General features: G+C 70.3%; 27 protein-coding genes and 1 riboswitch. Of the genes, 12 read left to right on the top strand and 15 right to left on the bottom strand.

What is annotated here, in order from left to right; translation table 11 throughout:
- Window positions 1–36: 36 nt before the first annotated feature.
- Window positions 37–414, bottom strand: coding sequence for a cupin domain-containing protein (locus H976_RS0110665; protein WP_036225794.1), 378 nt, complete (start codon window positions 412–414; stop codon window positions 37–39).
- Window positions 415–444: 30 nt separating this feature from the next.
- On the opposite strand from H976_RS0110665, the gene H976_RS0110655 reads away from it, so the two are divergent.
- Genes H976_RS0110655 through H976_RS0110635 form a run of 5 tightly spaced genes read left to right on the top strand, consistent with a single transcriptional unit; the run spans window position 445 to window position 4,488 of the window.
- Window positions 445–1,131 (top strand): NADPH-dependent F420 reductase, encoded by a 687-nt coding sequence (locus H976_RS0110655; RefSeq protein WP_036225792.1) that lies wholly within the window; start codon window positions 445–447, stop codon window positions 1,129–1,131.
- Between the two features lie 14 nt (window positions 1,132–1,145).
- Window positions 1,146–1,982: an SDR family oxidoreductase gene (locus tag H976_RS0110650; RefSeq protein ID WP_027861531.1), complete on the top strand. Its 837-nt coding sequence runs from the start codon at window positions 1,146–1,148 to the stop codon at window positions 1,980–1,982.
- Window positions 1,979–2,749 (top strand): methyltransferase domain-containing protein, encoded by a 771-nt coding sequence (locus H976_RS0110645; RefSeq protein WP_027861530.1) that lies wholly within the window; start codon window positions 1,979–1,981, stop codon window positions 2,747–2,749. Before H976_RS0110650 ends, H976_RS0110645 begins: the two co-directional genes overlap by 4 nt.
- A gap of 23 nt (window positions 2,750–2,772) precedes the next feature.
- Window positions 2,773–3,447 carry a peptidylprolyl isomerase gene (locus H976_RS25715; protein ID WP_155918159.1) on the top strand — a complete coding sequence of 225 codons (675 nt, stop codon included), beginning with the start codon at window positions 2,773–2,775 and terminating at the stop codon, window positions 3,445–3,447.
- 30 nt (window positions 3,448–3,477) lie between these two features.
- The gene (locus H976_RS0110635; protein ID WP_027861529.1) at window positions 3,478–4,488 is read left to right on the top strand and encodes an aldo/keto reductase family protein; all 1,011 of its coding nucleotides are present in this window, start codon (window positions 3,478–3,480) and stop codon (window positions 4,486–4,488) included.
- A gap of 6 nt (window positions 4,489–4,494) precedes the next feature.
- On the opposite strand, the gene H976_RS0110630 is transcribed toward H976_RS0110635, so the two are convergent.
- The gene (locus H976_RS0110630; protein ID WP_027861528.1) at window positions 4,495–5,211 is read right to left on the bottom strand and encodes a hypothetical protein; all 717 of its coding nucleotides are present in this window, start codon (window positions 5,209–5,211) and stop codon (window positions 4,495–4,497) included.
- A 91-nt stretch (window positions 5,212–5,302) separates the two neighbouring features.
- Between H976_RS0110630 and H976_RS0110625 the strand changes: the two genes are divergently transcribed.
- From H976_RS0110625 to H976_RS28745, 6 genes are all read left to right on the top strand, one after another.
- Window positions 5,303–6,136, top strand: coding sequence for a formate dehydrogenase accessory sulfurtransferase FdhD (locus H976_RS0110625; RefSeq protein ID WP_027861527.1), 834 nt, complete (start codon window positions 5,303–5,305; stop codon window positions 6,134–6,136).
- Window positions 6,137–6,197: 61 nt separating this feature from the next.
- Window positions 6,198–7,370 carry an exonuclease SbcCD subunit D gene (locus H976_RS0110620; RefSeq protein ID WP_027861526.1) on the top strand — a complete coding sequence of 391 codons (1,173 nt, stop codon included), beginning with the start codon at window positions 6,198–6,200 and terminating at the stop codon, window positions 7,368–7,370.
- On the top strand, window positions 7,370–10,381 hold the full coding sequence (locus tag H976_RS0110615; protein WP_027861525.1) for an AAA family ATPase: 3,012 nt from the start codon (window positions 7,370–7,372) through the stop codon (window positions 10,379–10,381). Before H976_RS0110620 ends, H976_RS0110615 begins: the two co-directional genes overlap by 1 nt.
- A 10-nt stretch (window positions 10,382–10,391) precedes the next feature.
- Window positions 10,392–11,915: a TldD/PmbA family protein gene (locus H976_RS0110610; RefSeq protein WP_036225784.1), complete on the top strand. Its 1,524-nt coding sequence runs from the start codon at window positions 10,392–10,394 to the stop codon at window positions 11,913–11,915.
- On the top strand, window positions 11,915–13,306 hold the full coding sequence (locus H976_RS0110605; RefSeq protein WP_036225782.1) for a metallopeptidase TldD-related protein: 1,392 nt from the start codon (window positions 11,915–11,917) through the stop codon (window positions 13,304–13,306). Before H976_RS0110610 ends, H976_RS0110605 begins: the two co-directional genes overlap by 1 nt.
- 3 nt (window positions 13,307–13,309) lie before the next feature.
- On the top strand, window positions 13,310–14,659 hold the full coding sequence (locus H976_RS28745; protein ID WP_051276657.1) for a serine/threonine-protein kinase: 1,350 nt from the start codon (window positions 13,310–13,312) through the stop codon (window positions 14,657–14,659).
- Between the two features lie 13 nt (window positions 14,660–14,672).
- Here H976_RS28745 and H976_RS0110595 read toward each other — a convergent pair whose 3' ends face one another.
- The 5 genes from H976_RS0110595 to H976_RS0110575 form a co-directional block, all read right to left on the bottom strand.
- Window positions 14,673–15,938, bottom strand: a complete 1,266-nt coding sequence (locus H976_RS0110595) for a serine hydrolase (protein WP_027861522.1) — start codon at window positions 15,936–15,938, stop codon at window positions 14,673–14,675.
- Complete coding sequence (gcvP, locus tag H976_RS0110590; RefSeq protein ID WP_027861521.1) at window positions 15,935–18,781, bottom strand: aminomethyl-transferring glycine dehydrogenase; 2,847 nt, start codon at window positions 18,779–18,781, stop codon at window positions 15,935–15,937. The genes H976_RS0110595 and gcvP overlap by 4 nt, the downstream gene beginning before the upstream one ends.
- 84 nt (window positions 18,782–18,865) lie before the next feature.
- Window positions 18,866–18,962: riboswitch (glycine riboswitch) on the bottom strand.
- A 33-nt stretch (window positions 18,963–18,995) separates the two neighbouring features.
- A complete protein-coding gene (locus H976_RS25705) occupies window positions 18,996–19,583 on the bottom strand; it encodes a MerR family transcriptional regulator (protein ID WP_051276676.1) in 588 nt (195 codons plus the stop codon).
- 215 nt (window positions 19,584–19,798) lie between these two features.
- Window positions 19,799–20,272 (bottom strand): bifunctional nuclease family protein, encoded by a 474-nt coding sequence (locus H976_RS0110580; RefSeq protein WP_027861520.1) that lies wholly within the window; start codon window positions 20,270–20,272, stop codon window positions 19,799–19,801.
- Between the two features lie 9 nt (window positions 20,273–20,281).
- A complete protein-coding gene (locus H976_RS0110575) occupies window positions 20,282–20,836 on the bottom strand; it encodes a TetR/AcrR family transcriptional regulator (protein WP_027861519.1) in 555 nt (184 codons plus the stop codon).
- Window positions 20,837–20,910: 74 nt separating this feature from the next.
- On the opposite strand from H976_RS0110575, the gene H976_RS0110570 reads away from it, so the two are divergent.
- Window positions 20,911–21,237 (top strand): multidrug efflux SMR transporter, encoded by a 327-nt coding sequence (locus H976_RS0110570; RefSeq protein WP_231388866.1) that lies wholly within the window; start codon window positions 20,911–20,913, stop codon window positions 21,235–21,237.
- Between the two features lie 20 nt (window positions 21,238–21,257).
- Here the strand turns inward: H976_RS0110570 and H976_RS0110565 are convergent, their stop codons facing one another.
- From H976_RS0110565 to H976_RS0110530, 8 genes are all read right to left on the bottom strand, one after another.
- Entirely contained in the window at window positions 21,258–21,980 is a 723-nt protein-coding gene (locus tag H976_RS0110565; protein ID WP_027861517.1) for a MerR family transcriptional regulator, read from the bottom strand.
- A gap of 3 nt (window positions 21,981–21,983) precedes the next feature.
- On the bottom strand, window positions 21,984–22,511 hold the full coding sequence (locus tag H976_RS0110560; protein ID WP_027861516.1) for an FHA domain-containing protein: 528 nt from the start codon (window positions 22,509–22,511) through the stop codon (window positions 21,984–21,986).
- A 133-nt stretch (window positions 22,512–22,644) separates the two neighbouring features.
- Complete coding sequence (gene gcvH, locus H976_RS0110555; protein ID WP_027861515.1) at window positions 22,645–23,028, bottom strand: glycine cleavage system protein GcvH; 384 nt, start codon at window positions 23,026–23,028, stop codon at window positions 22,645–22,647.
- Window positions 23,029–23,066: 38 nt separating this feature from the next.
- Window positions 23,067–23,816, bottom strand: coding sequence for a DUF881 domain-containing protein (locus H976_RS0110550; RefSeq protein WP_081682821.1), 750 nt, complete (start codon window positions 23,814–23,816; stop codon window positions 23,067–23,069).
- Complete coding sequence (locus H976_RS0110545; RefSeq protein WP_027861513.1) at window positions 23,813–24,145, bottom strand: small basic family protein; 333 nt, start codon at window positions 24,143–24,145, stop codon at window positions 23,813–23,815. Before H976_RS0110545 ends, H976_RS0110550 begins: the two co-directional genes overlap by 4 nt.
- The gene (locus H976_RS0110540) at window positions 24,142–25,005 is read right to left on the bottom strand and encodes a DUF881 domain-containing protein (protein WP_155918156.1); all 864 of its coding nucleotides are present in this window, start codon (window positions 25,003–25,005) and stop codon (window positions 24,142–24,144) included. Before H976_RS0110540 ends, H976_RS0110545 begins: the two co-directional genes overlap by 4 nt.
- Before the next feature lie 4 nt (window positions 25,006–25,009).
- Window positions 25,010–25,621, bottom strand: coding sequence for a CDP-alcohol phosphatidyltransferase family protein (locus H976_RS25700; RefSeq protein ID WP_081682820.1), 612 nt, complete (start codon window positions 25,619–25,621; stop codon window positions 25,010–25,012).
- Window positions 25,622–26,006: 385 nt separating this feature from the next.
- On the bottom strand, window positions 26,007–26,402 hold the full coding sequence (locus H976_RS0110530; protein WP_027861511.1) for a nuclear transport factor 2 family protein: 396 nt from the start codon (window positions 26,400–26,402) through the stop codon (window positions 26,007–26,009).
- Window positions 26,403–26,427 lie beyond the last annotated feature (25 nt).

Genomic DNA, 26,427 nt, shown 5'->3' with positions numbered 1-26,427 from the left:
CCAGCCCCTGCCTTTTGGAGCGCGTTAAGTTGCTCCTCACCGATGAGGAGCAGGCGCCTCGTCGACGTTGACCGTCGGCACGCCGAAGCCGGCGCGCGAGATGAGGCACAGCGACGGCTCGTCCAGGGGGTTGCTCTCCCGGTGCACGGTGCGGGCCGGCACGTGCACGAAGTCCCCCGCCTGCGCGTCGACGTAGCCCTCGACACCCTCGCACTCGAAGCGCAGCACGCCGCGGACGACGTACAGCCCGGACTCGTTGCTGTCGTGGTGGTGCCACCCCGACATCGTCCGAGGAGCCGTGGTCAACCGGCCCGTCCACAGCCCCGGCACCTCGAAGGCTCGCTCGCGCAGCATCCCCGACGTGGGGTCCGCCTCGACGAGCTCGTCGGGGTGCACGATCCGGATCGGAGGCATATACCGAGGGTAGAGGTTGTTGCGGCAAGCATGACGACCATCGGACTCATCGGAAGTGGACACATCGGCAGCACCGTGGCGCGACTGGCGGTCGACACCGGCCACGACGTGGTGCTCAGCCACAGCCGCGGGCCGGAGACGCTCGCCGACCTCGTGGAGGAGCTCGGCCCGCGCGCCCGGGCCGCAACGGCCGCCGACGCCGCGGCGGCCGGCGACATCGTCGTGGTGACGATCCCGCTGAAGGCCTATCGCGAGGTCCCGGTCGAACCCCTGCGCGGCAAGGTCGTGATCGACACCAACAACTACTACCCGCAGCGCGACGGGCACATCGCCGAGCTCGACGACGAGTCGACCACCGTCAGCGAGCTGCTCCAGGCGCACCTCCCGGAGTCCCACGTGGTGAAGGCGCTCAACAACATCTACTTCGACCACCTCGCCACGCTGAAGCGGCCGGCAGGTGATCCCGAGCGGTCGGTGCTGGCGATCGCGGGCGACGACGAGGAGGCCAAGAAACAGGTCACCGCGCTCTTCGACGACCTGGGCTACGACGCCTACGACGTCGGCCCGCTCGCGGAGGGTTGGCGCTACCAGCGCGACACCGCTGCCTATGCCGGGCTGTACGCCACTGGCGACGAGTGGCCGGGAACGCCCCGCCAGGTCACTCCTGAGCTGCTGAAGGAGAAGCTCGACGCTGCCGTCCGCTACGCGGATCAGTAATAGTCTCCGGTGACATGAGCACCCCTCGCACCGCTCTCGTCACCGGCGCCTCCTCCGGCATCGGCCTGGCCACGGCCAGGCGCCTTCTTGATCGCGGCTACCGGGTCATCGGCACCAGCAGGAACCCCGACGAGGTGCCTGACTCGGCGCGACCCGAGGGCCTGCGATATCGCACGCTCGACCTTCGCGACCAGCACTCCATCGACGGCTTCGCGGGAGCGCTGTACGCCGAGGACATCCACGTCGACATCCTGGTCAACAACGCCGGGGAGTCGCAGAGCGGACCGCTCGAGGAGATCCCGCTCGCGGCGTTGGAGCGGATCTTCCAGATCAACGTGCTCGGACCCGTCCACCTGACCCAGCTGCTGCTCCCGGGCATGCGCCGTCGCGGGTACGGACGGGTGGTGATGGTGAGCTCGATGCTGGCCAGCTTCCCGCTCGCCTACCGGTCGTCGTACGTCGCCTCGAAGGCTGCCCTGGAGGGGTTCGCGACCGCCGCCCGGTTCGAGATGTCGCCGTTCGGCGTGTGGCTGACCACCGTCGAGCCGGGCTCGATCAAGACGGGGATCAGCACCCGCCGGACGAAGTACGTCGCCGACGACTCCCCCCACCTGCCGGCGATGAAGAAGATGCTCAAGACCCTCGACGGCAACGAGCGCGAGGGCGTCGCACCGGAACGGGTGGCCCGGACGATCGTCGACGCCATCGAGGAGAAGGCGCCCGCGTCGCTCTACGCCGTCGGCAGCAATGCGCCGGCGGTCTTCGCGCTGCGCCGGGCACTCCCCCGCGGCGCCATCGAGCGCGTCGTCGGCCGCATGTACGGCATCCGCAGCGGCTCGATCGCTCGATGACCATCGAGCTGCCGCCGCTGCACGAGGACATGGTGTTCCTCAGCCCGCTCTCGGAGGAGCGGGCGACGGGGTTCGTGGGCTGGCTGGCCGGCGGCCTGCCGGCGCACGCGACCATGCTCGACGTCGGCTGCGGGTGGGCCGAGCTCAGCCTGCGAGTGGCCGCCGCCGCACCCCGGGCACGTGTGGTCGGAGTCGACCTGGACGAGCAGTCGCTCGAGGTCGCCCGGCGCCGGGCCCGCGAGCGACACCTCGGCGACCGCACCCAGTTCCTGCCGGGCGACGGGGCGATCACCGGCCCCGACGAGGTCGACGTGCTCGTCGCGATCGGCGCCAGCCAGGTCTGGGGGCAGGAGTCCGAGGAGATGCAGCCACTCCCCTACGCCGCAGCACTGTCGGGGATCCGGGACCGCGTCCGCCGCGGCGCGCGGGTGCTGTACGGCGATGGCGTGTGGTCCCGCTCCCCCACCCCCGAAGCCACCGCTCCCCTCGCCGGTCGTGACGACGAGTTCGTGACGCTGCCCGAGCTGGTCGACCTCGCCGTCGAGCACGGCTTCGTCCCGGTCGCCGTGCAGGAGGCGAGCCAGGACGAGTGGGACGCGTTCGAGTCGGGCTTCACCGCCCACTACGCCACCTGGTTGGCCACGCACGAGCCCGATCACCCGGACGCGGACGAGGTGCGCGATCGCGCACGGAGGCAGCGAGACGCCTACTTCCGCGGCTATCGCGGCATCCTCGGCCTTGCCTACCTGCAGCTGCTCGCGGTGTAGCCGTCGCTACCATTCGGCGGGTGATGCCCCGGACCAGAATCGCCACCGTGCTCGTCGTACCGCTGCTGGTCATGGTGGCGGCCTGCGGCAGCGGTGGCTCCTCGGACAGCACTCCGAAGTCGTCCGGGAACGCCGAGTGCACCTACACCGACGACGGCCGCGAGGCGGCGAAGAAGGTCGACCTCCCGCCCGGGACACCGGTCACCAAGAAGCCCACCACCGTGAACATCTCCACCAACCGCGGCGACATCAAGGCGACCCTCAACGGCGACACCACTCCCTGCACGGTGAACTCGTTCCTGTCCCTGGCCAAGCAGGGGTACTTCGACGACACGAAGTGCCATCGCCTGCACATCACCGACTACTTCGTGCTGCAGTGCGGAGATCCGACCGGCACCGGCCAGGGTGGCCCGGGTTACGTCTACGACGACGAGCTGTCCGGCCAGGAGAGCTACCCGGCCGGCACCCTCGCGATGGCCAACAGCGGCGAGAACACCAACGGCTCACAGTTCTTCATCGTCTTCAAGGACAGCCCGTTCCCGCCGTCGTACACGGTCTTCGGGCACGTCAACGCGGCCGGCCTCAAGCTGGTGCAGGGCATCGCGGCCGAAGGCATCGGCACGCCCAGCAACAACCCCCAGCTGGGCCCGGGCGACGGTACGCCGAAGAGCCCGGTGGTCATCCACACGGTGAAGTAGGCGCATCACCTCACCCCGTAGGGTCGGGACATGGAATTCCGATACCTCGGCAACTCGGGCCTCAAGATCTCCGAGATCACCTACGGCAACTGGCTCACCCACGGCTCCCAGGTCGAGAACGACGTCGCGACGCAGTGCGTCCGCGCCGCTCTCGACGAGGGCATCAGCACCTTCGACACCGCTGACGTCTATGCGAACACCGCCGCGGAGACGGTGCTCGGCGAGGCGCTCAAGGGCGAACGACGCGAGTCGCTGGAGATCTTCACCAAGGTCTACTGGCCCACCGGTCCGCGCGGCAAGAACGACACCGGTCTGTCGCGCAAGCACATCATGGAGTCGATCAACGGGTCGCTGGAGCGACTGCAGACCGACTACGTCGACCTCTACCAGGCCCACCGCTACGACGTGGAGACCCCGCTCGAGGAGACCATGCAGGCCTTCGCGGACGTCGTACATCAGGGCAAGGCGCTCTACATCGGCGTCAGCGAGTGGACCGCCGACCAGATCCGCGAAGGCCACCGGCTGTCGAAGGAGCTCGGCTTCCAGCTGATCTCCTCGCAGCCGCAGTACTCCGCCCTCTACCGCGTGATCGAGGAGGAGGTCGTGCCGACCTGCCGCGAGCTCGGCATCTCCCAGATCGTCTGGTCGCCGATCGCGCAGGGCGTGCTCACCGGCAAGTACAAGCCGGGCCAGGCACCTCCCGAGGGCTCGCGCGCGACCGACGAGAAGGGCGGCGCGGACATGATCAAGCGCTTCATGGAGGACGACGTCCTGACCCGGGTGCAGGAGCTCGAGCCGATCGCCAAGGAGCTCGACCTGACCATGGCGCAGCTGGCGGTCGCGTGGGTGCTGCAGAACGACAACGTGGCCGCCGCGCTGGTCGGTGCTTCGCGTCCCGACCAGGTCAGCGAGAACGTCAAGGCCGCCGGGGTCACCATCCCGCCGGAGCTGATGACCCGGATCGACGAGGCGCTCGGCGACGTGGTGGAGCGTGACCCGGCGAAGACGGCCGCGCAGACGCCCGAGACCCGCGTCGTCTGACTCAGGTCACGAGGCGCGGCAGCTCTCGAAGGCGCTGTGCTCGACCAGGGCGGGGTACTTCGCCTCGAGATCCTGCGCCAGCACGTTGTCGGCGATCTCCTTCGTTGCGCCCTTGGTCACGGTGGTGCCGTCGACGGTGTACGTCGTCTGCTTGACGTCCCACGCCGGGACCACCCCGATCGGCTCGTGCGCGACGGCCTCGGTGAACACGAGGCCGTCGGCCGAGCAGTCGATGCTCCAGGGGTGCTCCTGGACGTCGGAGGCCACGAACGGCAGCAGCGGTTGCCCGTCGACCTTCAGCTCGGTGAGCTCGTCGGCGCTGGCGACGTAGATGCGGAGCTGGTAGCCGCCGCGCGGGTGGTCGGCCCTGGTCACGACCAGCTGGCCGCCAGTGCCGGGGTCGACGGCGAAGGCACCGGTGGCCGGTGGCTCGGTCGGGACAGCCGTGGCGACGTAGCCCTCCCCCAGCTTGGCGAACAGCGTGGTGGAGCAGTCGCCTCCGGGCGTCGTCAGCTTGACCGCCTCGGGTGTCCCGTCACCGTCGAGGTCGGCGCTGACGAGCGTCTTTGCGCTGGTCACCTGGTCGGAGGTCGCGGAGCAGTCGCCGACCATGGCCGAGCCCTTCTCCTGGTCGGAGCGGGCCTTGCTGCCGTCGTCACTCTTCTCGGCCGAACCGCACCCGGCGAGGACCAGGAGGACGGCCACCATCAGCGCACGCTTCATGGGGATGGGACGCAGTCGAGGACCTGACGGTTCCGGCACACCGCCCACGGTAGACCTGTCTCGTCCCGATTCTCGGCCTACAGTCAGGCGTGTGAGCACGACGAGGGCGCGACGTCCGGGACCATCGGTACGCACGCGGGTGGTCGAGTTCCGCGATGCCACCCGGCTCGACCACGAGGACCGGGTCGCGACCGAGGAACCGCTCGAGATCCGGGTCGCCGCGCCCCACTCCCCCGCCCAACGCGTGGCGGTGACGATGCGGACGCCGGGGAACGACTTCGAGCTCGCCGCGGGCTGGCTGGTGCACGAACGGGTCACCACACCGGACGTGATCGCGGGCGTCAAGTACTGCACCGACGTGACCCTGACTCCGCTCGAGGAGTTCAACGTCGTGACCGTCGACCTCTCCGCTCCCCCGCTGACGATGCCGACCGCCCGGCTGGTCAACTCGGCGTGTGGCGTGTGCGGCACCGACACCGTGCAGGACGTGTTGGCCAACGCCGCCGGCTTCGAGCCACTGAGCCTCGACCTCGCGACGATCCTCTCGTTGCCCGACCAGCTGGCCGAGCAGCAACCCGGTTTCGGCAAGACCGGTGGGCTGCACGCGGCGGGACTGTTCGAGGCCGACGGCACCCGGGTCGTCGTACGCGAGGACGTCGGACGGCACAACGCCGTCGACAAGGTGATCGGCTCGCGGATCCTCTCCCAGTCGGCGGTCCCGCCCGTGCTGGTGCTGAGCGGTCGGATCGGCTTCGAGCTCGTGCAGAAGGCCGTCGTGTCCGGGGTCTCCGCCGTCGTGGCCGTCGGCGCGCCGACCTCATTGGCGCTGTCGCTGGCACAGGACGCCGGCCTCGTGCTCGTCGGCTTCACGCGGGCCCAACGGTGCGTGGTGTACGCCGGGGCGGATCGCGTCACGCAGACCTGATCGCTGGGGAATCCGGCGTGTGCTCAGGCGTTCTGTCCGCGCCCGCTCCTACCGTTGAAACATGCGCATCCTGCACACCTCCGACTGGCACCTGGGCCGGTCGTTCCACGGCGAGGACCTCCTCGTCGCGCAGGCGGCGTACGTCGACCACCTGATCGAGACGGTCGAGACCCAGCAGGTCGATCTCGTGGTCGTCTCTGGCGATGTCTATGACCGGGCGCTGCCCTCCGTCGACGCCGTCGAGCTCGCCGACGAGGCCCTCCACCGGCTCGGCACCTCCCGCGCCCGCGTGGTCATCACCTCCGGCAACCACGACTCCCAGCGTCGATTGGGCTTCAACTCGCGGCTGGTCGACCTCGCCGGGGTCCACCTGCGCACCGACGCCGGCCGGCTCGACGAGCCCGTGCTGCTCGACGACGAGCACGGACCGGTCGCGGTCTACGGCATCCCCTACCTCGAGCCCGACGTCCTCACCCGCGCCTGGGCCCTGCCGACTCGCTCCCACCGGGCCGTGATGTCGACGGCGATGGACCGCGTCCGGGCCGACCTCGCCACGCGACCCGCGGGCACCCGCTCGGTGGTGCTGGCGCACGCGTTCGTGGCGGGCGGACTCCCGAGCGAGAGCGAGCGGGACATCTCGGTGGGCGGCGTCTCCGTCGTACCCCTCGAGCTGTTCGACGGCATCGACTACACCGCCCTCGGTCACCTCCACGGCCGGGCGAAGCTCAGCGAGACGGTGCGCTACAGCGGCTCGCCCATCGCCTACTCCTTCTCCGAGGCCGACCACGTCAAGGGATCGTGGCTCGTCGACCTCGACGCCGACGGCCTGGCCGAGGCTGCCTTCGTCGCGGCGCCGGTCCACCGGTCCCTGGCCCGTCTCGAGGGCACCATCGACACACTGCTCGCCGACGAGCGGTTCACACCTCACGAGCAGTCCTGGGTGCAGGCCACGCTCACCGACGAGGTCCGTCCCCTCCAGGCCATGGACCGCCTGCGCACCCGCTTCCCGCACGCGTTGGCGCTGCGGTTCGCGCCCAGTGGCGGCGAGACCCATTCGCCACGCGTGACCACGACCGGCCGGTCGGCGCACGACGTGGCCCTCGACTTCGTCGCCCATGTCCGCGGAGGGGCGGTGGCCACCCAGGCCGAGTCCGTGCTGCTCCGCGAGGCCCTGGAGTGCTGCTCCGAGGACCCCGACCTCGTGGCCTCGCGAGACGCCGTGGTGTCGGGCTGATGCGTCTCCACCAGCTCTCGATCACCGCTTTCGGCCCGTTCGTCGACACCGTGCACGTCGACTTCGACGAGCTCGCTGCCGGGGGGCTGTTCCTGCTCACCGGCGACACCGGTTCGGGCAAGACCAGCGTGCTCGACGCCGTCTGCTTCGCGCTCTACGGCGAGGTCCCGGGCGACCGGCACACGGCCCGCCACCTGCGCAGTGACCAGGCCGCGCCCGAGACGGAGCCGCTCGTGGTGCTCGACGTCAGCGTCGGCGGTCGCACCCTCCGATTCACCCGCTCCCCCACGTGGGAGCGGCCCAAGCGACGCGGGTCCGGGACCACGCGCGTCCAGGCCCACGTCGTCGTCGAGGAGCTGCGCTCCGGTGAGTGGATCGCCCTGACCAACCGGCTCGACGAGGCCGGCCAGCTGGTCACCGGTCTGCTCGGGATGACCTGCAGCCAGTTCACCCAGGTCGCGATGCTGCCGCAGGGGCGGTTCCAGGCCTTCCTCCGCGCCAGCTCGACCGAGCGCCACGCCGTGCTGCAGCGGTTGTTCCGCACGCGGAGGTTCGAGGAGGTCGAGCGCTGGCTGGTCGAGCGGCGCATCGAGCTGAGGCGGCGCTGCCAGACCCACCACGACGTGTGTGCGGGCGTGGTCAACCGGCTCCAGGAGGCCGCCGGCACCGGCGTACCCGAGAGCTGGGACCTGCACGCACTCGACCCGGTGGCCGAGGACGGCTCGCTCGATCGCTGGTCGGACGGGTGCCTGACGACGGCCGCCGCCGAGCTCGACCGTCGTCGCGCCGGGCTGGCGGCCGCCACCGCCGACGTGGCCGAGGACCAGCAGGCCGTCGACCGTGCTCGCGCCGCCACGGACGCCAGGGCGAGGGGCACCTCGGCGCAGCAGAGGCTGGCCTCGCTCGACTCCTCGACCGAGGAGGAGAAGGCAGTGACGGCGGCGCTGGACGCCCACCGGCGGGCTGCCCCGGTGCTCCCCCAGGCGATGCGGATGGAGACCGCCGAAGCCCAGCTGGCCGAGGTCGAGGACCGAGCCGCCGGCCACGTCGATGCCGTGTGTGCCGTCCTCGGCGTCGACGCGGACCAGCTCGACCTCGAGCTCCTGGTGGCCGCCAGCACGCGGCTGGCCGAGGAGCGTGCCGTCGCCGAGTCATGGCTGCCGCGCGAGCGAGAGCTCACGCACGAACGTTCCCGGCTCGATGCGCTGGCGGCCGAGACGGCGCGGCTGACCACGGTGGTGGCCAGCCGCGGCGATCGGGCCGGCGAGCTGCTCGCCGCCCGCGAGCAGGCGGTCGCGGCCCTCGCCCGGGCAGCGGCGGTCGCCGAGACGGCCCAGGCCGACCGCGCCGCCCTCGAGGCTGCCCAGGCCGGCCTGGAGGCCGCTGCCGAGGCGGCCGAGCTGACCGGCGAGCTGACCGCGACGCGCGCGCGGCTGGCCGACGCGACCAGCCACGCCCAGGAGCTACGGCAGGCCTACCTCGATCTCCGCGAGCGACGCATCACCGGGATGGCGGCCGAGCTGGCCGGTGCCCTCGCGGTCGGCTGCTCCTGCCCGGTCTGCGGCAGCGTCGACCATCCCTCGCCCGCGACGGCATCAGGGGCGATCAGTCGTGCCGACGAGGACGCCGCCCGCGAACGCCACGAGAACGCCGACTTCGAGCGCCAGACGGTGATGGAGCTCGTCACCACCCAGTCGACCCGGCTCCAGGGCGCCCTCGTCCGGAGCGGCGGCCACACCGTCCCCCACTGGCGCCGCTCGGCCGCATCGGCGGCCACCGCCGCGGCCGCGAGCACCGCGGCCGCACGCGAGACGATGCGGTTGCGCGACGAGCTGGCCGCGATCGAGGACGAGGAGAAGCCGCTCGCCGCCGAGCTCGCCGCGTCCCGGGTCTCGTTGCAGGAGCGCAGTCGCGAGCGCGACGCCGCCGCCGACCGCGTCGATCGCCTCGGGGGCGAGCTCGAGGCCCTGCTCGCCGATCACCCCGACATCACCTCCGTCGGCGGCCTGGTGGCGTCGCACCGTCGGGCGGTGCACGAGCTCGACGAGGCGCGTGCGGCCCTGGTGGCCCGAGAGCGAGCTGCCCACGAGCTGACCCAGGCAGCAGCCGCCGCCGAGGCTGCGGCGCTCGAGGCCGGCTTCGAGTCCCTGGCCGAGGCGGTTGCGGCCGTGCTCACCGGCAGTGAGGCCGCTGCTCGGGCCCGACAGCTCGACGAGCGGCGCATCGCCCGCGCCGCGGCCGACGACGTGCTCGCCGAGGAGTCGGTGCGCAGCGCCCTGGTTGCGGATCCCCCGGATCTGCCGGCCCTGGCGGCGCGACTGTCCGAGTCTGGTCGCCGGCGCGACGAGATGCATGCCGCTCACGAGCAGGCAGCACTGCGCGCACGCCGGCTGAGCTCCCTCACCGTCGAGCTGGCCGACGCCCTGGCTGCCTGGGCGCCGGTGAGGCAGGACCACGCATTGACGGCCGGTCTTGCCGCACTGGTCGAGGGCAAGAGCGTGGACAACCAGCAGCGGATGCGGCTCTCGGCGTACGTCCTCTCCGAGCGGCTGCGCCAGGTCGTGGCCGCGGCCAACGAACGCCTCGGCACCATGACCGAGCGTCGGTTCAGCCTCGAGCAGGCCGACGAGCGCGGAGCCGGCGAGCAGCGCGGTGGGCTGAGCCTGCGCGTCCGCGACGAGTGGAGCGGCAAGCAGCGCGACCCGGCGACGCTCTCGGGCGGCGAGACGTTCATCGTCTCCCTCGCCCTGGCCCTGGGCCTCGCCGACACCGTCAGCCACGAGGCAGGCGGCACCCAGCTCGACACCCTGTTCATCGACGAGGGCTTCGGCGCTCTCGACGCCACCACCCTCGACGGAGTGATGGACACCCTCGATGCCCTGCGCGACGGCGGCCGGGTGGTCGGCCTGGTCAGTCACGTGCCCGAGCTCCGCAACCGGATTCCCGCCCAGCTGGAGGTGCGCAAGGCACGCCGCGGCTCCACCGTCCGGGCGTCATTGACCGACCATTAAGGTCGTTCGCATGGCACAGCACGAGATCGATCCGACGTTCCTGGCGCTGCCGTACAAGCGGCTCGGCCAGGTCGCCCTGGAGCGGGCCCGCGACTTCGGGGTCAGCCACGCCGACTTCCGCTTCGAGCGCAACCGCTACCAGTTCTTCTCGGTCCGCGACGGCGCCCTCGAGGGCGCCCAGGACGCGGAGGACCTCGGTTTCGCGGTGCGGGTGATCCTCGACGGCGCGTGGGGCTTCGCATCGGGCGTGGCGCTGACGGAGTCCGAGGCGGTCACGGTCGCCGAGACCGCCGTCACCGTGGCCAGGGTGGCGGCCAAGATGACCAGTCGACGGGTCGAGCTCGCTCCCGAGCCGGTGCACGCGGACGCCAGCTGGGTCTCGGCGTACGACGTGAACCCGTTCGACGTCCCACTGTCCGAGAAGACCGCGCTCCTCGCCGGCTGGACGAGCGAGCTGCTCGCCGCCGACGGCGTCGACCACGCGACCGGCTATGTCCAGCAGGTGCAGGAGAACAAGTACTACGCCGACCTCGCCGGCTCCTCGATCGCCCAGCAGCGGGTCCGGGTCGAGCCCGTGGTCGAGGTGCACGGTGCCGACCCCTCCACCGGCGTCTTCGACTCGATGCGCACCTTGGCGGCTCCGGTCGCCCGGGGCTGGGAGTACCTCACCGGGGACACCTTCGACTTCGCCGCCGAGCGAGCCCAGCTGCCCGAGCTCCTGCGCGAGAAGCTGGCGGCCCCCAGCGTCGAGGCCGGCACCTACGACCTCGTCATCCACCCGTCCAACCTGTGGCTGACCATCCACGAGTCGATCGGCCACGCCACCGAGCTCGACCGGGCCCTCGGCTACGAGGCCAACTACGCCGGCACCTCGTTCGCGACGTACGACAAGCTGAACACGCTGCAGTACGGCTCCCCCGTCATGCACGTCACCGGCGACCGCACCACGCCCCACGGCCTCTCCACGGTGGGGTACGACGACGAGGGGGTCGCCGCGCAGGAGTGGGACATCATCAAGGACGGTGTACTCGTCGGCTACCAGCTCGACCGCTCGATGGCGCACACCTACGGCGCCGAGCTGAACGGCGGTCGGTCCAACGGCTGCGCGTTCGGCGACTCCCCCGGCCACATCCCGATCCAGCGGATGGCCAACGTCTCGCTGCAACCGGCGCCCGGCGGGCCCGACACCGCCGGCCTGATCAGCCAGGTGGAGCGCGGGCTGCACATCCTCGGGGACAAGTCGTGGTCGATCGACATGCAGCGCTACAACTTCCAGTTCACCGGCCAGCGTGCCTACGCCATCGAGAACGGCGAGCTGAAGGGTCAGGTGCGCGACTTCGCCTACCAAGCGACGACCACCGACTTCTGGGGGGCGATGGAGGCGGTCGGCGGACCGCAGACCTACGAGCTCGGCGGCGCGATGAACTGCGGCAAGGCCCAGCCGGGGCAGGTGGCGGCGGTCAGCCACGGTGCCCCGACATCGCTGTTCCGCGGCATCCGAATCCTGAACACCAACGAGGAGGGCACGGCCTGATGGCACTTCTGACCGGCAACGGCCGACCACAGGGTCTCGTCGAGCACGCGCTGGCGACCTCCACCTCCGAGCAGTGCATCGTGATCGTGAACGACAGCACCAGCGCCAACCTGCGCTGGGCCAACAACACCCTGACCACCAACGGGGTGATGCACTCGATCGACGTCACCGTGATCGCGTTCCAGGGAGCGGGGAACGCATCGGTCAGCGGGACCGCCGCCTCTCCCGAGCAGGTGACCGCCCTCGTCGAGAGCGCCGACCGCGCTGCCCGCCTGGCCGACCCGGCCGAGGACAAGGCCGAGCTGGTCACCGGCGACGTCGCCGCGGACTGGGACGACCCGTCGGGCGAGACCTCGATCCAGGTCTTCGACGGCTTCGCGGCCAAGCTCGGCGAGGCGTTCAAGCAGGCCGACGCCGAGAAGCGCATCCTCTACGGGTTCGTGTTCCACGAGGTCGCCACCACCTACCTCGGCTCCTCGACCGGGCTACGCCTGCGACACGTGCAGCCCACGGGGCACTACGGCTGCACCGGCAAGAACGCCGAGCTGACCAACAGCGCCTGGGTCGGTGGCGCCACCAGGGACTTCGCCGACGTCGACGCCGCGCAGATGGCGGCCGACCTGACCACACGCCTCGGCTGGGGCGAGCGACGGATCGACCTGCCCGCCGGTCGCTACGACACGGTCCTCTCCCCCACCTGCGTGGCCGACATGGTCGCCTACGCCTACTTCGAGATGAGCGCCCGCAACGCCGACGACGGCCGCACGGTGTTCTCCAAGCCGGGCGGTGGCACCCGCATCGGCGAGCAGATGGTGAGCGAGGGCGTGCGGTTCTACTCCGACCCGTCGTACCCCGGCCGCGAGTGCGCCCCGTTCGTCATCGCCAGCGGATCCTCGGACCGCAGCAGCGTCTACGACAACGGGCTGCCCACCGGACCCACCGACTGGATCAAGGACGGGCGGCTCACCTCCCTGATCCAGACTCGTCACAACGCAGCGGCCACGGGTGCAGCCGCCACCCCCGGCGTGGACAACCTCGCCCTCGACATCGCCACCGGCACCGGCACCGAGGCCGACCTCGTCGCCGGGGTCGACGACGGCCTGCTGCTGACCTGCCTGTGGTACATCCGCGAGGTCGACCCCCAGACGCTGCTCCTCACCGGCCTGACCCGTGACGGCGTCTACCGGGTGGAGGGTGGCGAGATCACCGGTGCCGTCAACAACTTCCGCTACAACGAGAGCCCGATCGACCTCCTGCGGCGCTACACCCACGCCTCCGAGACGGTTCCGAGCTTCTCCCGCGAGTGGGGCGAGGACTTCTTCTCCCGCACCGCCACGCCGGCCCTGCGCGTCCCCGACTTCAACATGAGCTCGGTCAGCCAGGCGCTCTAGTCGATGATCGCAGGCAGGTACTCGCTCGACCGTGAGATCGGACGAGGCGGCATGGGCGCCGTGTGGCTCGGACGTGACGAGGTGCTCGGGCGGCAGGTGGCGCTCAAGCGGATCGGGCTGCTGCCCGGTGCCGACAAGGCCGACCTGGCGCGGGCCGAGCGCGAGGCCCGGCTGAGCGCCCGGCTCAACCACCCCCACGTGGTCTCGGTCTTCGACTTCGTCGCCGACGACGAGAGCGACGCCCGCTGGTTGGTGATGGAGTACGTCGACGGCACCACGCTCGCCCAGATCATCCGACGGGGCGGACCGCTCTCCCCCGACGTGGCGGCGCCGCTGCTCCGACAGGTGGCCGACGCGCTCGTCGCCGCACACGCCGCGGGCATCCTGCACCGGGACGTGAAGCCGTCCAACATCCTCGTCGACCGCAGCTGGAACCTGAAGCTCACCGACTTCGGCATCGCCCGGATCGAGGCAGACGCATCCCTCACCCAGACCGGTCTGCTCACCGGGTCGCCGGCGTACCTCGCACCCGAGGTGGTCACCGGTGGCCGTGGCGACCAGTCCGGTGACGTGTGGTCGCTGGGCGCCACCCTCTTCTACGTGCTGTCGGGGCGGCCGCCGTACGACGTCGGCGACAACGTCATGGGCACCCTCTACCGCATCGTCAACGAGGATCCGCCCCGGCTGCCCGAAGCCGGCTCCCTCGCGCCACTCCTCGAGGCGACCCTGGTCAAGGACCCGTCCCAGCGCTGGTCGATGGCGCAGGTCCGCGACTTCCTCAGCTCGCCCCCGGAACAGGACCAGGACGCGACCCAGGTGATCAGCGTCGTCGCCCCGCCGGTCACACCCGCCGAACGTCGACGACCTCCGACGAGGCTGCTGCTGGCCGGCGCCGCCGTCCTGGTGGCCCTGGTCCTGGCCGGGGTCCTGTTCGCGGTGCTGAACAACGACACGCCCAAGGACGACACCGCCAACCCGCCCTCCAAGCAGCCGTCGTCCGGCCCCTCCACCCAGGCAGCGGCGACCAAGCCGACCGCTGCCGGGATGGAGTCCTTCATCCGTGACTACGTCGCCGCGGTGTCGGAGGACCCCGACACCTCCTGGAAGATGCTCACGCCCGAATTCAAGCGCGAGAGCGGAGGTCTGGAGACCTATCGCCGCTTCTGGGACAGCGCCACCAACGGCCGGGTGCTCGACATCTCCGCCAACCCCGAGAACCTCTCGGTCAGCTACCAGGTGCACTTCGACAACTTCAAGAACGGCCCCGGTCCGACCGTGCTCGACCTGAGCTTCCAGGACGGTCAGTACAAGATCGCCGGCGAGCGCACCAAGGGCTTCGTCCCGGCCGGGTGACCGCAGATGCCGGTCACGGACCGTCGGGGTAGGGCTCCCGGGTGTAGACGAACGTGGCGCACTCGAGGTGGTCGATCGACCCGTCCTCCCGGCGTACGACGTGCAGGGTCTCGCCGTGGTGGTAGCCGGCGACACCGACGATGCGATCGCCGCGCAGCTCGAACTGTTCCTCGACGACGCCACCCATCGAGAGGTCGCGGAACTCGAGCTGCTCACCTTGCCAGCGCACCTCGAAGGCCGTGTTGCCCCAGTGCCAGTAGCCGAGTAGCTCGCGTGCCCACTCCGGCAGCGTCTCGGTCGGCTGCCAGGGCGCGACCGGGGTCGGTGTGTGGTCGCCCAGCAGCGCCAGCGCCAGCTCGCTGCCGGAGAAGCCGGTCGTCGCGTTGGTGAGCGCGACCACCCCGAGATGGGCGAGCGGGTCGACGAACAGGGTCGCCTGGAAGCCCGGCATCGAGCCGGTGTGCCCGGAGAGCACGCCGCCGGCGTACGGCACCAGACGGATGCCGAGCCCGTAGTCGATCGCTGGCGGCACCGCCTCGCGCATCTCGGTGAGGGTCTGGTCGGCCAGCACCGGGGGGTTCCCCAAGGAGAGGAAGGCGCCGAACCTGGCCAGGTCCTCGACCGTGCTCCACAGCTGGCCGGCCGGCGCCATGGCGCCGGTGTCCTGCAGCGGCTCCGGTGTGAGGGTGTTGGCGAGGTGGTGCACGCTCAGGCCGCGGGCGTACGGCTCCTCGGGGAGGTACGACGTGCGCGTCATCCCTAGTGGCTCGAGGATCCGCTGCTCGACCAGGTCGAACCAGGGCGCTCCCCGGAGCCGGGCCACCGTCTCGCCCAGCAGTCCGAACCCGAGGTTGCTGTAGTGCCACTGCTCCCCCGGCGCGAACACCGCGCCCGAGCCGTCGTTGGCCGCGAGCAGTGTCTCGACGGAGACTCCCGGCGAACGCTCCCACCACGGACCGACTGGTTCGCTCTGCATCCCCGAGACGTGGGCCAGCAGCGAGCGCACCGTCGCGTCAGCGTACCCCGTCTCCGGGACGTGCCGTCCGATCCGGTCGTCGAGGTCGAGCAGGCCGTCGTCGCGGCACTGCATCACCAGCACCGCGGTCATCACCTTGGTGATCGAGCCGATCCGGTACTGCGTGTCCGTCGTCGTCGGCGCTCCGGCCGAGCCCGACCAGCTCAGCTCGGGCCCGTCGAGCACGCCCGCGACGACGGACGGCAGACGACGGTCGGACTGGTAGCGGTCGAGGACGGCCTGGTAGTGCTCGGCCTTGCTCAAGAAAAGGCCTCGACCGGGGGGCAGGCACAGAACAGGTTGCGGTCGCCGTAGGCCTGGTCGATCCGCCCGACCGGCGGCCAGTACTTGTCCGGGTCGGGACCGGCCGGGAACACCGCGACCTCGGCGGAGTAGGCGCGCTCCTCGGTCCCGGTGATCACCGAGGCGGCGGTGTGCGGAGCGCCGCGCAACGGCGAGTTCTCCGGGGTCCACTCCCCCGCCTCGACCCGACGGATCTCGTCGCGGATGGCGATCATCGCGTCGCAGAAGCGGTCGAGCTCGCCGAGGTCCTCGCTCTCGGTCGGCTCCACCATCAGCGTGCCGGCGACCGGGAAGCTCATGGTCGGGGCGTGGAACCCGTAGTCGACCAACCGCTTCGCGACGTCGTCGACAGTCACCCCGCTCGACTTGGTCAGGCCGCGCAGGTCGAGGATGCACTCGTGCGCGACCCGGTCGTGGTGACCCCGGTAGAGCACCGGGTAGTGGTCCTGCAGCCGCTCGGCGACGTAGTTCGCTGCGAGCACCGCCACGGCCGTCGCGTCGGTCAGGCCGTCGCCACCCATCAGCCGCACGTAGGCCCACGAGATCGGCAGGATCCCGGCCGAGCCGTACGGCGCCGCGCTGATCGGACCGATGCCGGTGCGCTTCTCGGGTTCGGGGTGCATCCCGTGCGAGGGGAGGTACGGCGCGAGGTGCTCGCGCACACCGACCGGACCGACGCCCGGACCGCCACCGCCGTGCGGGATGCAGAACGTCTTGTGCAGGTTGAGGTGCGACACGTCGCCACCGAACTCGCCGGGCTTGGCGTAGCCGAGCAGCGCGTTCAGGTTGGCCCCGTCGACGTAGACCTGCCCGCCGGCGTCGTGCACGGTCTGGCACAGCTCGGAGATGGTGTCCTCGTAGGCGCCGTGCGTCGAGGGGTAGGTGACCATGATCGCGGCGAGGTCGTCGCGGTGGTCCTCGCACTGCTGGCGCAGGTCATCCATGTCGACCGAGCCGTCCTCGGCCGACTTCACCACGACCACCTTCATCCCGGCCATCACGGCCGAGGCGGCGTTGGTGCCGTGGGCCGACGACGGGATCAGGCAGACCCGCCGCTCGCCCTCGCCGTTGGCCTGGTGGTAGCCCCGGATCGCGAGCAGCCCGGCCAGCTCACCCTGCGACCCGGCGTTGGGCTGCAGCGAGACGTGGTCGTAGCCGGTGACGTTCGCCAGCCACGACTCGAGCTGGTCGATGAGGGTGCGGTAGCCGAGTGCGTCCTCGGCCGGGGCGAACGGGTGCAGGTCGGCGAAGCCGGGCAGGCTGACCGGCTCCATCTCGGTGGTTGCGTTCAGCTTCATGGTGCAGGAGCCGAGCGGGATCATCCCGCGGTCCAGGGCGTAGTCGCGGGCGGAGAGGCGGCGCAGGTAGCGCAGCATCGAGGTCTCGGAGCGATGGGTGTTGAACACCTCGTGGGTCATGAAGTCCGTCGTACGACGCAGCTCGGCGGGGAGCGTCGCCTGCACGGTGACGTCGTCGATCGCGACTCCGAAGGAGATGGCCACGATGTCGACGACGTCGGCGTCGGTGGTCTCCGACGTGGTCACCCCGACGTGGTCCTCGTCGACCAGTCGCAGGTGGATGCCGGCCTCGCGGGCGGCGGCGACCACCTCGGCGGCCCGGCCGGGGACGCGCGCCAGCACGGTGTCGAAGAAGTCGGCGTGCACGACCTCGACGCCGCCCTCACGCAGCAGCGCCGCCAGTCGGTGCGCGTGGTGGTGGGTCGCTCCGGCGATCTGCCGGAGGCCGTCGGGTCCGTGGTAGACGGCGTACATCGAGGCGACCACGGCCAGCAGCACCTGGGCGGTGCAGATGTTGGACGTGGCCCGGTCACGGCGGATGTGCTGCTCGCGGGTCTGCAGCGAGAGGCGGTACGCCGGTCGTCCGGCCGAGTCGACCGAGACGCCGACCAGCCGACCGGGGAGGTGCCGCTCCAGCCCGGACCGCACCGCCATGAAGCCGGCGTGCGGTCCGCCGTAGAAGAGGGGGACGCCGAAGCGCTGGGAGGACCCGACCGCCACATCGGCCCCGAACGTGCCTGGCGACTCCAGCAGGGTCAGGGCGAGGAGGTCGGCGGCCACCACGGCCAGCCCGCCGCGGGCGTGCGTCTCGTCGATGACAGCACGAGGGTCGAGCAGGCGACCGGACGCGCCGGGGTACTGCACCAGCACGCCGGAGAGGTTGCCCTCGGGAAGTCCGTCGACCAGGTCGGCGACCAGCACCTCGATGCCCATCGCCTCGGCCCGGGTGCGCACCACCTCGATGGTCTGCGGGAGTGCGTCGGCGTCGACCACGAACGGTCCGTCGGCCTTGTTGGCACGCCGCACCAGCGTCATCGCCTCGGCCGCCGCGGTGCCCTCGTCGAGCAGAGAGGCGTTGGAGGTCGGCAGGCCGGTGAGGTCGGCCACCATCGTCTGGAAGTTCAGCAGTGCCTCGAGCCGGCCCTGGCTGATCTCGGGCTGGTACGGGGTGTACGCGGTGTACCAGGACGGGTCCTCGAGCACGTTGCGTCGTACGACGGGCGGGGTGACGGTGCCGTGGTAGCCGAGACCGATCATCGCGACCAGCGGGTTGTTCATCGCCGCCAGCTGGCGCAGCTCGGCGGCAGCGGCCCGCTCCGAGGCGGCAGGCGGCAGCGCGAGACCGTCGGACCGGATCCGGCCCGGGACGGCGTCGTCCATCAACGCCTCGAGGCTGCTGAGGCCGAGCGCCTTGAGCATCTCGGTGACCTGGTGGTCATCGGGCCCGATGTGCCGCTGGCTGAAGGGGCGTGGCTGCAGATCGTCCGCGAGATTCTGGTCTGACATGTCACTCCTGGTCGTGAGGCGAGCCACCGATGCATCGGTGAGTGCGCCTCCCCTCAGTCACAACGTCGTCGTTGCTCCTGAGTGCCAGCCTGTGCGGTCCGTGAGCCTGAGAGGTTGGTGGGAGGAGTTGCCCCTTCGGCGCCCCGGATGGATCTACCGGGGACTCTCCCGCACAGGGTTGGTCAGCACGGCCAAAACTACCAGTGCGGCGTGATCAGCCGGTGAGCCGCGCCTTGCGACGCGCGGCGAGCTCGTCGCTCTCGTGCGCTTCCTCGGCCTCGGCGGTGCGCTCCGAGGGCAGGTCGGCCAGCGACCCCTCGATCTCGCGCCAGACCCCACCGATGGCGATGCCGAAGACGCCCTGGCCACCCTGGAGCAGGTCGATGACCTCGTCGTTGCTGGTGCACTCGTAGACGCTGGCGCCGTCACTCATCAGGGTGACGCGGGTCAGGTCGTCGGTGCCGCGAGCGCGCAGGTGCGAGACGGCGGTGCGGATCTGCTGGAGCGAGATGCCGGCGTCGAGCAGTCGCTTGATGATCTTGAGGATCAAGATGTCGCGGAAGCTGTAGAGGCGCTGGGTGCCGGAGCCGGTCGCACCGCGCACCGTCGGCTCGACCAGGCCGGTGCGGGCCCAGTAGTCGAGCTGGCGATAGGTGATGCCGGCGGCGTTGCAGGCCGTGGGTCCGCGGTAGCCGAGGTCGTTGGGCAACGGGGAGACGTCGTCGTCGAAGAGCAGACCCTGCTCGTCGGCGTCGTGCGCTGCGTCCAGCACCGCCTGCTCGTCATGCGGCTGGTCCTTGATCGCCACTGCTACCTCCGAAGTTCCTCCACTGACCGTAACCCCCGGGAAGGGTGGCCGGTGACCGAGGACCTGGGGCTCAGGAACGGAATACCAGCCGTGGAGTTACAGCGAAGACAGTTCGAAGGTAGACCTCTGTTCGAGGGTTGGTCAAAGAGCGCTGCGGCGTGTCGCTCAACCTTAAAGTTTCACTTGAAGGTGAAGGAACGCCTCCGGGGTCACTTCTGGCCCTCGTCGAAGTCCTCGGGTGAGACGTGGTCGAGGAACTCGCGGAACCGCTCCACCTCGTCCTCCTGCTCGTCGGGTACGACGATCCCGGCGTCGTCGAGCAGCTCCTCCGAGCACACGATCCGCGAGCCGGTGCGCAGCGCGAGGGCGATCGAGTCCGACGGTCGGGCGCTGACCTCGACGCCGGAGGCGAGCACCAGCTGGGCGTAGAAGACGTTGTCGCGCATCTCGGTGATCCGGATCTCGGAGACCTCGTTGCCGGTGGCCTCGAGGATGTCGCGCAGCAGGTCATGGGTCAGGGGCCGCGGCGGCACCACCCCCTGCTGGGCGAACGCGATCGCGGTCGCCTCGACGGCGCCGATCCAGATGGGGAGGTAACGCTCCCCCATCAGCTCGCGCAGCAGCACGATGGGCTGGTTGGAGGGCATCTCGACCCGGACCCCGACGACCTCGACCTCGCGCATACGGCCAGCCTACTCGGACCAAACAGCCGCGACGGCGTCGGCAAGATCACCGATGCTGCGCCTGATCTGCATCGCCGGCTCGAGGGGTTCGTCGAGTTGGAAGCCCATGAACGCCGCCTCCACCAAGCGGGCGGCGCGGCCCGCGTCGGAGGTCCGCATCCCGGAGGACACGAGGTGGTCCGCGAGGGCGCCGAGCCACTCCTCGTTGGCCTCCCCCACCACGGTCGCGAATGGCTCTGCCCCGAGGACTCCGAGAGCCGCGGCCTCGACGTACAACCGCTGGCAGCGTGCCTGCTCGGGCTGGCTGACCACGCCCCACAGGTCGACCACGGCCTGGCGCACGTCACGCGACGGCCTGAGCTCACGGATCCCCCGCACCGAGCGGGCGTTGGAGACGTTGAGCACCGTCGCGACCAGGTCGAGCTTGTCCTTGAAGTGGTAGAGCAGCATCCGGTCGCTGGTGCCGAGGGCCGCTGCCAGCGGGCGCAGGCTCAGGTCGAGCAGGCCGTGCTCGAGGACGTAGTCCGTGGCCGCCTCCGCCAGATCATGCCGACGATCACTCATTCCCTCAGTGTAGCGAGTGCTACATTTGTCTTTGTAGCGAACGCTACACAGAGAGCTTCGAGGACGTGGACGACATGGGTCTGGCGATGGCAGTGCTGCTGCTGGCGATCGGCATCGAGGTGGGGGCGACCGCTGCGCTCCCCCGCGCCGACGGCTTCCACGACCCGTTCTGGACCACGATCGTGCTGATCGGCTACGCCGTCTCCATCTGGATGCTGGCCATCGTGGTGCGCCAGGTCCCTGTCTCGGTCGCCTACGCCATCTGGGCCGGGCTCGGCACGGCGGCGATCGCAGTCGTCGGCGTCGTACTGCTGGGTGAGTCGTGGGACCTGACCAAGGTGCTCGCGTTGACCCTCATCATCGTCGGCGTGGTCGTGCTGAACCTGCACGGCGCCCACTGAGGCCCGCCACGAGGTCGGGCTCAGCGCAAGGAGCGCAGCCCGGACTTGACCAGGGCGGCGTGCAGCCGGATCGAGAGCACCGCCATCTCGTCCATCGTCTGGGCGGCTCGTCCCTCCGCGCCGTCCTCACGGCTGCGCCGGATCGGTGAGACGACCTGCTCGACCAGTCCCACCTCGCGCTCGGCGGCGGTCCGGAAGGCGCGCAGGTGCCGGGGCTCGAGGCCGTACGCCGCCATCTCCCCCGCCACCTTGGCGATCACGAGCGCGTCGGCGTCGTAGTGCTTGGAACCGGTGCGGGTGCGCACCAGACCGAAGTTCTCGAGCTGGTCGAGCAGCTCCTCGGTGATCTCGGCCGTCTTGATCAGCTCTCGCCGCGAGATGCGGACGTCGGCCGAGTGGGAGAGCAGGGACTCGGCACCCGGGGCCGGGTTGGCCATCAACGAGCCGGGGATGCTCGGCGCCCCGCTCAGCGCAGGCGGCTCCAGACCACGGTCGAGGGCATCGAGGTGCTCCCGGATGACCCGGAGCGGCAGGAAGTGCTCCCGCTGGGCCCGGATGATGTAGCGCAGCTTCTCCATGTCCTGCACGGAGTACTTGCGGTAGCCCGACGGAGTCCGCTCGGGCTCGACGAGCCCTTCGTTCTCCAGGTGCCGGATCTTCGACTCCTTGATGTCGACGTCCGGGAACTCCGCCTTGAGGTCGGCGACGGCCTGCCCGATGGTGATTCGGGCCGCCTCACGCACGGGTCAGTTGCCCTTCGCGTCGCTGGCGAAGAAGATCAGGCGGAACTTGCCGATGCGGACCTCGTCGCCGTTCTGCAGCTCGGCGTCGTCGACCCGGTCGCCGTTGAGGTAGGTGCCGTTGAGGCTGCCCACGTCGTGCACCCGGAAGGTGTCGTCCTCGCGGCGGAACTCGACGTGTCGCCGGGAGACGGTGATGTCGTCGAGGAAGATGTCGCTCTCGGGGTGCCGGCCCACGGTGGAGAGCTGCGTGTCGAGCAGGTAGCGGCTGCCGGCGCCGGGACCACGCTGGACGACCAGCAGCGCGCTGCCGGCAGGGAGCGCGTCGACAGCGGCCGCGTCGGCGGCGTTCAGCGAGGTGCGCTCGTCGGCGTCAGCGGCCTTGGCCGGTGCCCCGAAGGTGATCGTCGCGGTGGCGTCGTCGGGGACCTGCTCGCCCTCGGGTTCGGTGGGAGGAGCCAGCGGGGTACCGCACTGCGAGCAGAAACGGGCGTTGTCGGAGTTCTGACTCCCGCACTGCGAGCAATAGGGCATCTCGTGCCTCTCCTTTCTCCGAGGTAACCCTGAACCACCAGTGGAGGTTCAGGGTTCTGGCCGTCAACCTACCAGCGGCGGGCAACCGCGCGGACAACCCCGAGCGGAGTTTCGTCGACGTCCGGGTGAGGGCTCAGGCCTCGAGCCCGGCCTCGTAGGTCGCGGCGTCCAGCAGGTCGGCCGAGCCGCTGTTGTCGGGGGCGATCTCGAAGAGCCAGCCGTCGCCGTACGGGTCGGTGTTGACCAGCTCAGGCGTGGCGTCAAGGGCCTCGTTGCGGGCCACCACCTCGCCACCGACGGGCGCGTAGACCTCGCTGACCGACTTGGTCGACTCGAGCTCGCCCACCACCGCCCCCGAGGTCACGGTGTCCCCGACCTCGGGCAGCTGGACGAAGACGATGTCACCGAGCGCGTCCTGGGCGTAGGAGGTGATACCCACACGGACCGAGCCCTCGGCCTGGCCCGGATCGCGCAGCCACTCGTGCTCGGCGGTGTACTTCAGCTCTTCAGGAAACACGCTGCTCCTTGTTGTCGTGGCACCACAGGAGGTCGAGGCTACTGCCCGGGCACGGCTTCGGCGTAGCGGGGCTTCACGGGAGTGCGGGTGGCCGAGACCTCGACGCGGTCGGCCTTCTTGATCGACACCTTCCCGCCGTCGGCCTCCACGTCGTCGGTGAAACCGTCCTGGAACTGCAGCGCGCCCGCCAGGGTGTCCGGGCTGCCGATCGCGTCGATGACGTACGGCGGCTTGAGCACGACGCCGTCGACCCGCACCCCGTCGGGATCCTCCTCGAAGGAGGTCTGGGCGATCACGCGCACCCGGTCGTTGATCTCCACGGCCTCGACCCCCGCGTTGCGCAGCTCCTCGATCCCGTCGAGCAGGTGGTTGAGGCTGAGCTCGTTCTTCGGGTCCTCGACGGTGATGGTGATGCCGGGTCCGGTGGCCGGCACCGTGCCGGCGAGCACCCCGAGAGTCTGCACCTCCTTCTGCGCCTGCTCCAGCGCGGTCGTCCGGCGCAGGGTGCTGCTGCGCAGCTGGTCACGGGTGGTCTCGAGGTCGGAGATGTCCCGCTCGGCCTTGCGCGAGGCCGCCTGGAGACCGTTGAGCGCCTGGATCAGCTCGGCCTCACGGAGATTGGCGTAGGTGTCGTCCTTCCCGGCCAGGCGGACCTGGGTCACCGCGGCGAAGGCCAGGATGCCGACGAGGACGCCCACCACGGCCTGGCCGCGCGAAGGAGACTTCAGGGCCCGCCGCAGGCGGTCCATGCCGGACCGCTCACGGGGAGGCGTGCCGGTCTCGCTCATGCGTGGAAGATGTGACGCCGGATGGCGGCCACGTTGGAGAAGATCCGGATCCCGAGCACGACGACGACGCCGGTGGAGAGCTGGGCACCGACCCCCAGCTTGTCGCCGAGGAAGACGATCATGGCCGCGATCAGCACGTTGCTGATGAAGGAGACCACGAAGACCTTGTCGTCGAAGATCCCGTCGAGGAAGGCGCGGAACGCACCGAAGACCGCGTCGAGGGCGGCAACCACGGCGATGGGAAGGTAGGGCTCCATCGACAGCGGCACGTCCGGGGTGAGGAACAGGCCGAGGACGACACCGACCACGAGCCCGATGATCGCGATCACGACGCGCCTCCTGGTTTCTTCTGGTTGGCGTAGCGCAGGGAGACCTCCGCTGCGGGGAGCCGGAGCGACGACTCCGGCGTGATCTTCAAGCGCAGTCCGACCTCGCGCTGCAGGTCCAACCATGCCTGACCGCTCGTCGTTTCTGCGAAACGCGCCGGCAGCGTGTCCTTGTTGCCGATCGCCTGTACGACGTAGGGACGGCGCAGCGAGTGGGCGTTGACCGTGATCGCGTTGCCGGCCAGCCGGATGGTGCTGAGGTTGGTGAGTCGCTGGCCGTTGAGCGAGATCGCCTCGGCCCCCGCCTCCCAGAGCCCGTTGACGAGCTTTTGCAGGTCGGAGTCGAGCACCTCGTTGCGGGCACTGTCGGCGCCCTTCGCGTCGTCGGCGACCACGCGTACGCCGGGACCGCGCACTGGGATCGTCCCGGCGCGCATGCCCAGGAGCTTGATGGTGTCGAGCACCCCCTTGGCCGAGGTGTCGTTGCTCAGCTGCCGGGTCTGCAGCCGGCGTACCTCCTGCTGGAGGGCGGTCAGCCGCGACCGGTCACCGTCGACCTGGGCACGCGCCTGGTCGACCTGGCCGACGAGCTCGCGGCGCTCCTTCTCGTCACTGACCGAGTTGCGCGAGGTCTGCACGGCGGCAGTGACCACGAGCACGGCGAACAGCGCCATCACGAGCGCGCCGACGACTCCGATGCGGGATCTCGACGGGGCCTTCTCGACCGACTCGCCCCGCGCCTCGGCGCGCTGGCGTCGCTCCGAGACGAACTCGTAGTCCTCGTCCATCGCGTGGGTGGTCAGGTAGTCGAGCAGCCCCATGGCGGCCTGGGGCGGGAGTCGGGTGTCGGCGTCTCGGGCCACGGCGTCAGCCGTCCGCGAGCCTGGGAGCGCGTCGGTCGCGGTCGGCCAGCAGCTTGCGCACCTGCCAGGCGTAGAGCAGGCCGGCCCACCAGTAGAGCCCGATCCCCCAGATGGCGAAGGCCCAGCCGAAGACCTGCGCCAGGGTGGCGACGGCGCCGTCACCGTCGCCGAGGAACAGGAGCGGGAAGGCGTAGAGCAGCGCTGCGGTCGCGGTCTTGCCGAGGTAGTGGACCGGAAGGGCCGAGTAGCCGCGGGTGCGCAGGAAGGGCACCAGGCCCCAGAGGAAGACGTCGCGCAGGGGCAGGATCACGGCCACCCACCACGGGATGATGTCGCGGTAGAGCAGGCCGATCACGGCGGCCAGGATGTAGAGCCGGTCGGCCACCGGGTCGAGGATCTCGCCGAGCTTGGACATCTGGTTCAGCCGGCGGGCGAGGTAACCGTCGAGCCAGTCGGAGAAGCCGGCGACCATCAGCACGACGAGGGCCCAGACATCGGCCTCGGGGCCGATCACCAGCCACAGGAAGAGGGGGACGCCGGCCAGCCGCACGGTGCTGATGATGTTGGGGAGCGTCCACACGGCGGAGGTTCGCTCCCGCACGGGGGGCCGAGCCACGGTGTCCTCCTGACGGGTCGTCGGAGGTCACCCTATCTGCGGGTCTTGCGGTGCTTGAGGTGCCGTGCCGCTAGGTCGCGTCGGCGACTCGGGCTAGTTCAGGCAGCACCCGCAACGCGGGCAGTGCAGCCGCTTGGTCGTGCCGATCTCCTGGCCGCAGCCACACACGAGCAAGGTGGTCACGCCAGATCCGCTGGCGCTGGTGCGGCCGTACAAGGCCGCTTCTGTCGCAATCATCGGAATCTCCCTCTGAGGTCCTATGACCATGAGACGCCTTGTCCGGTTTTGTCTGACGCGTGACACGCACAAATAGTCCGAACGGGCCATGGATATTGACTCGCTCAGGTCACTCACGCTCTCGACCGGTCTGGACCGGTTCGGGCATTTATGGACCAGTCGGGACAAAATTCTCAGGAAAGCGAGGTCCGGCATGCCCAGCCAGGCAGACCCAGCGGTCGCCCCGGCGTACCCAGACCTGGGTCATCGGCATCCGGAACTGCTCGGGTCCGGAGCCGCGGTCGACGGTGTCGACGACCTGGCAGCGCAGCACCGCGGTGTGCGGGTGGGCGACCACCTCGACCTCGGAAAGCTCCTGACCGTCCCAGCGGTTGGCGCCACCGGTGTTGGACTGCACATAGGACTCGCGGTCGAAGCGCTCGCCGGTGTGGGAGAACCAGCGGAACTGGGGATGCAGCATCTCGCGCAGCTCCTGGGCATCACCGGCCGCAAGCGCGGCCGCACGCAAGCGGGCCGCTTCGAGTACCTGCTGGGAGGTGTCCACTTGCCCAGCATGCTCCTCGCGGAGG

The organism is Marmoricola sp. URHB0036, from assembly GCF_000426045.1.
Lineage (GTDB): Bacteria > Actinomycetota > Actinomycetes > Propionibacteriales > Nocardioidaceae > Marmoricola.
The sequence above is the reverse complement of the archived record's forward strand: the minus strand, read 5'-3'. Positions and strand labels throughout refer to the sequence as shown.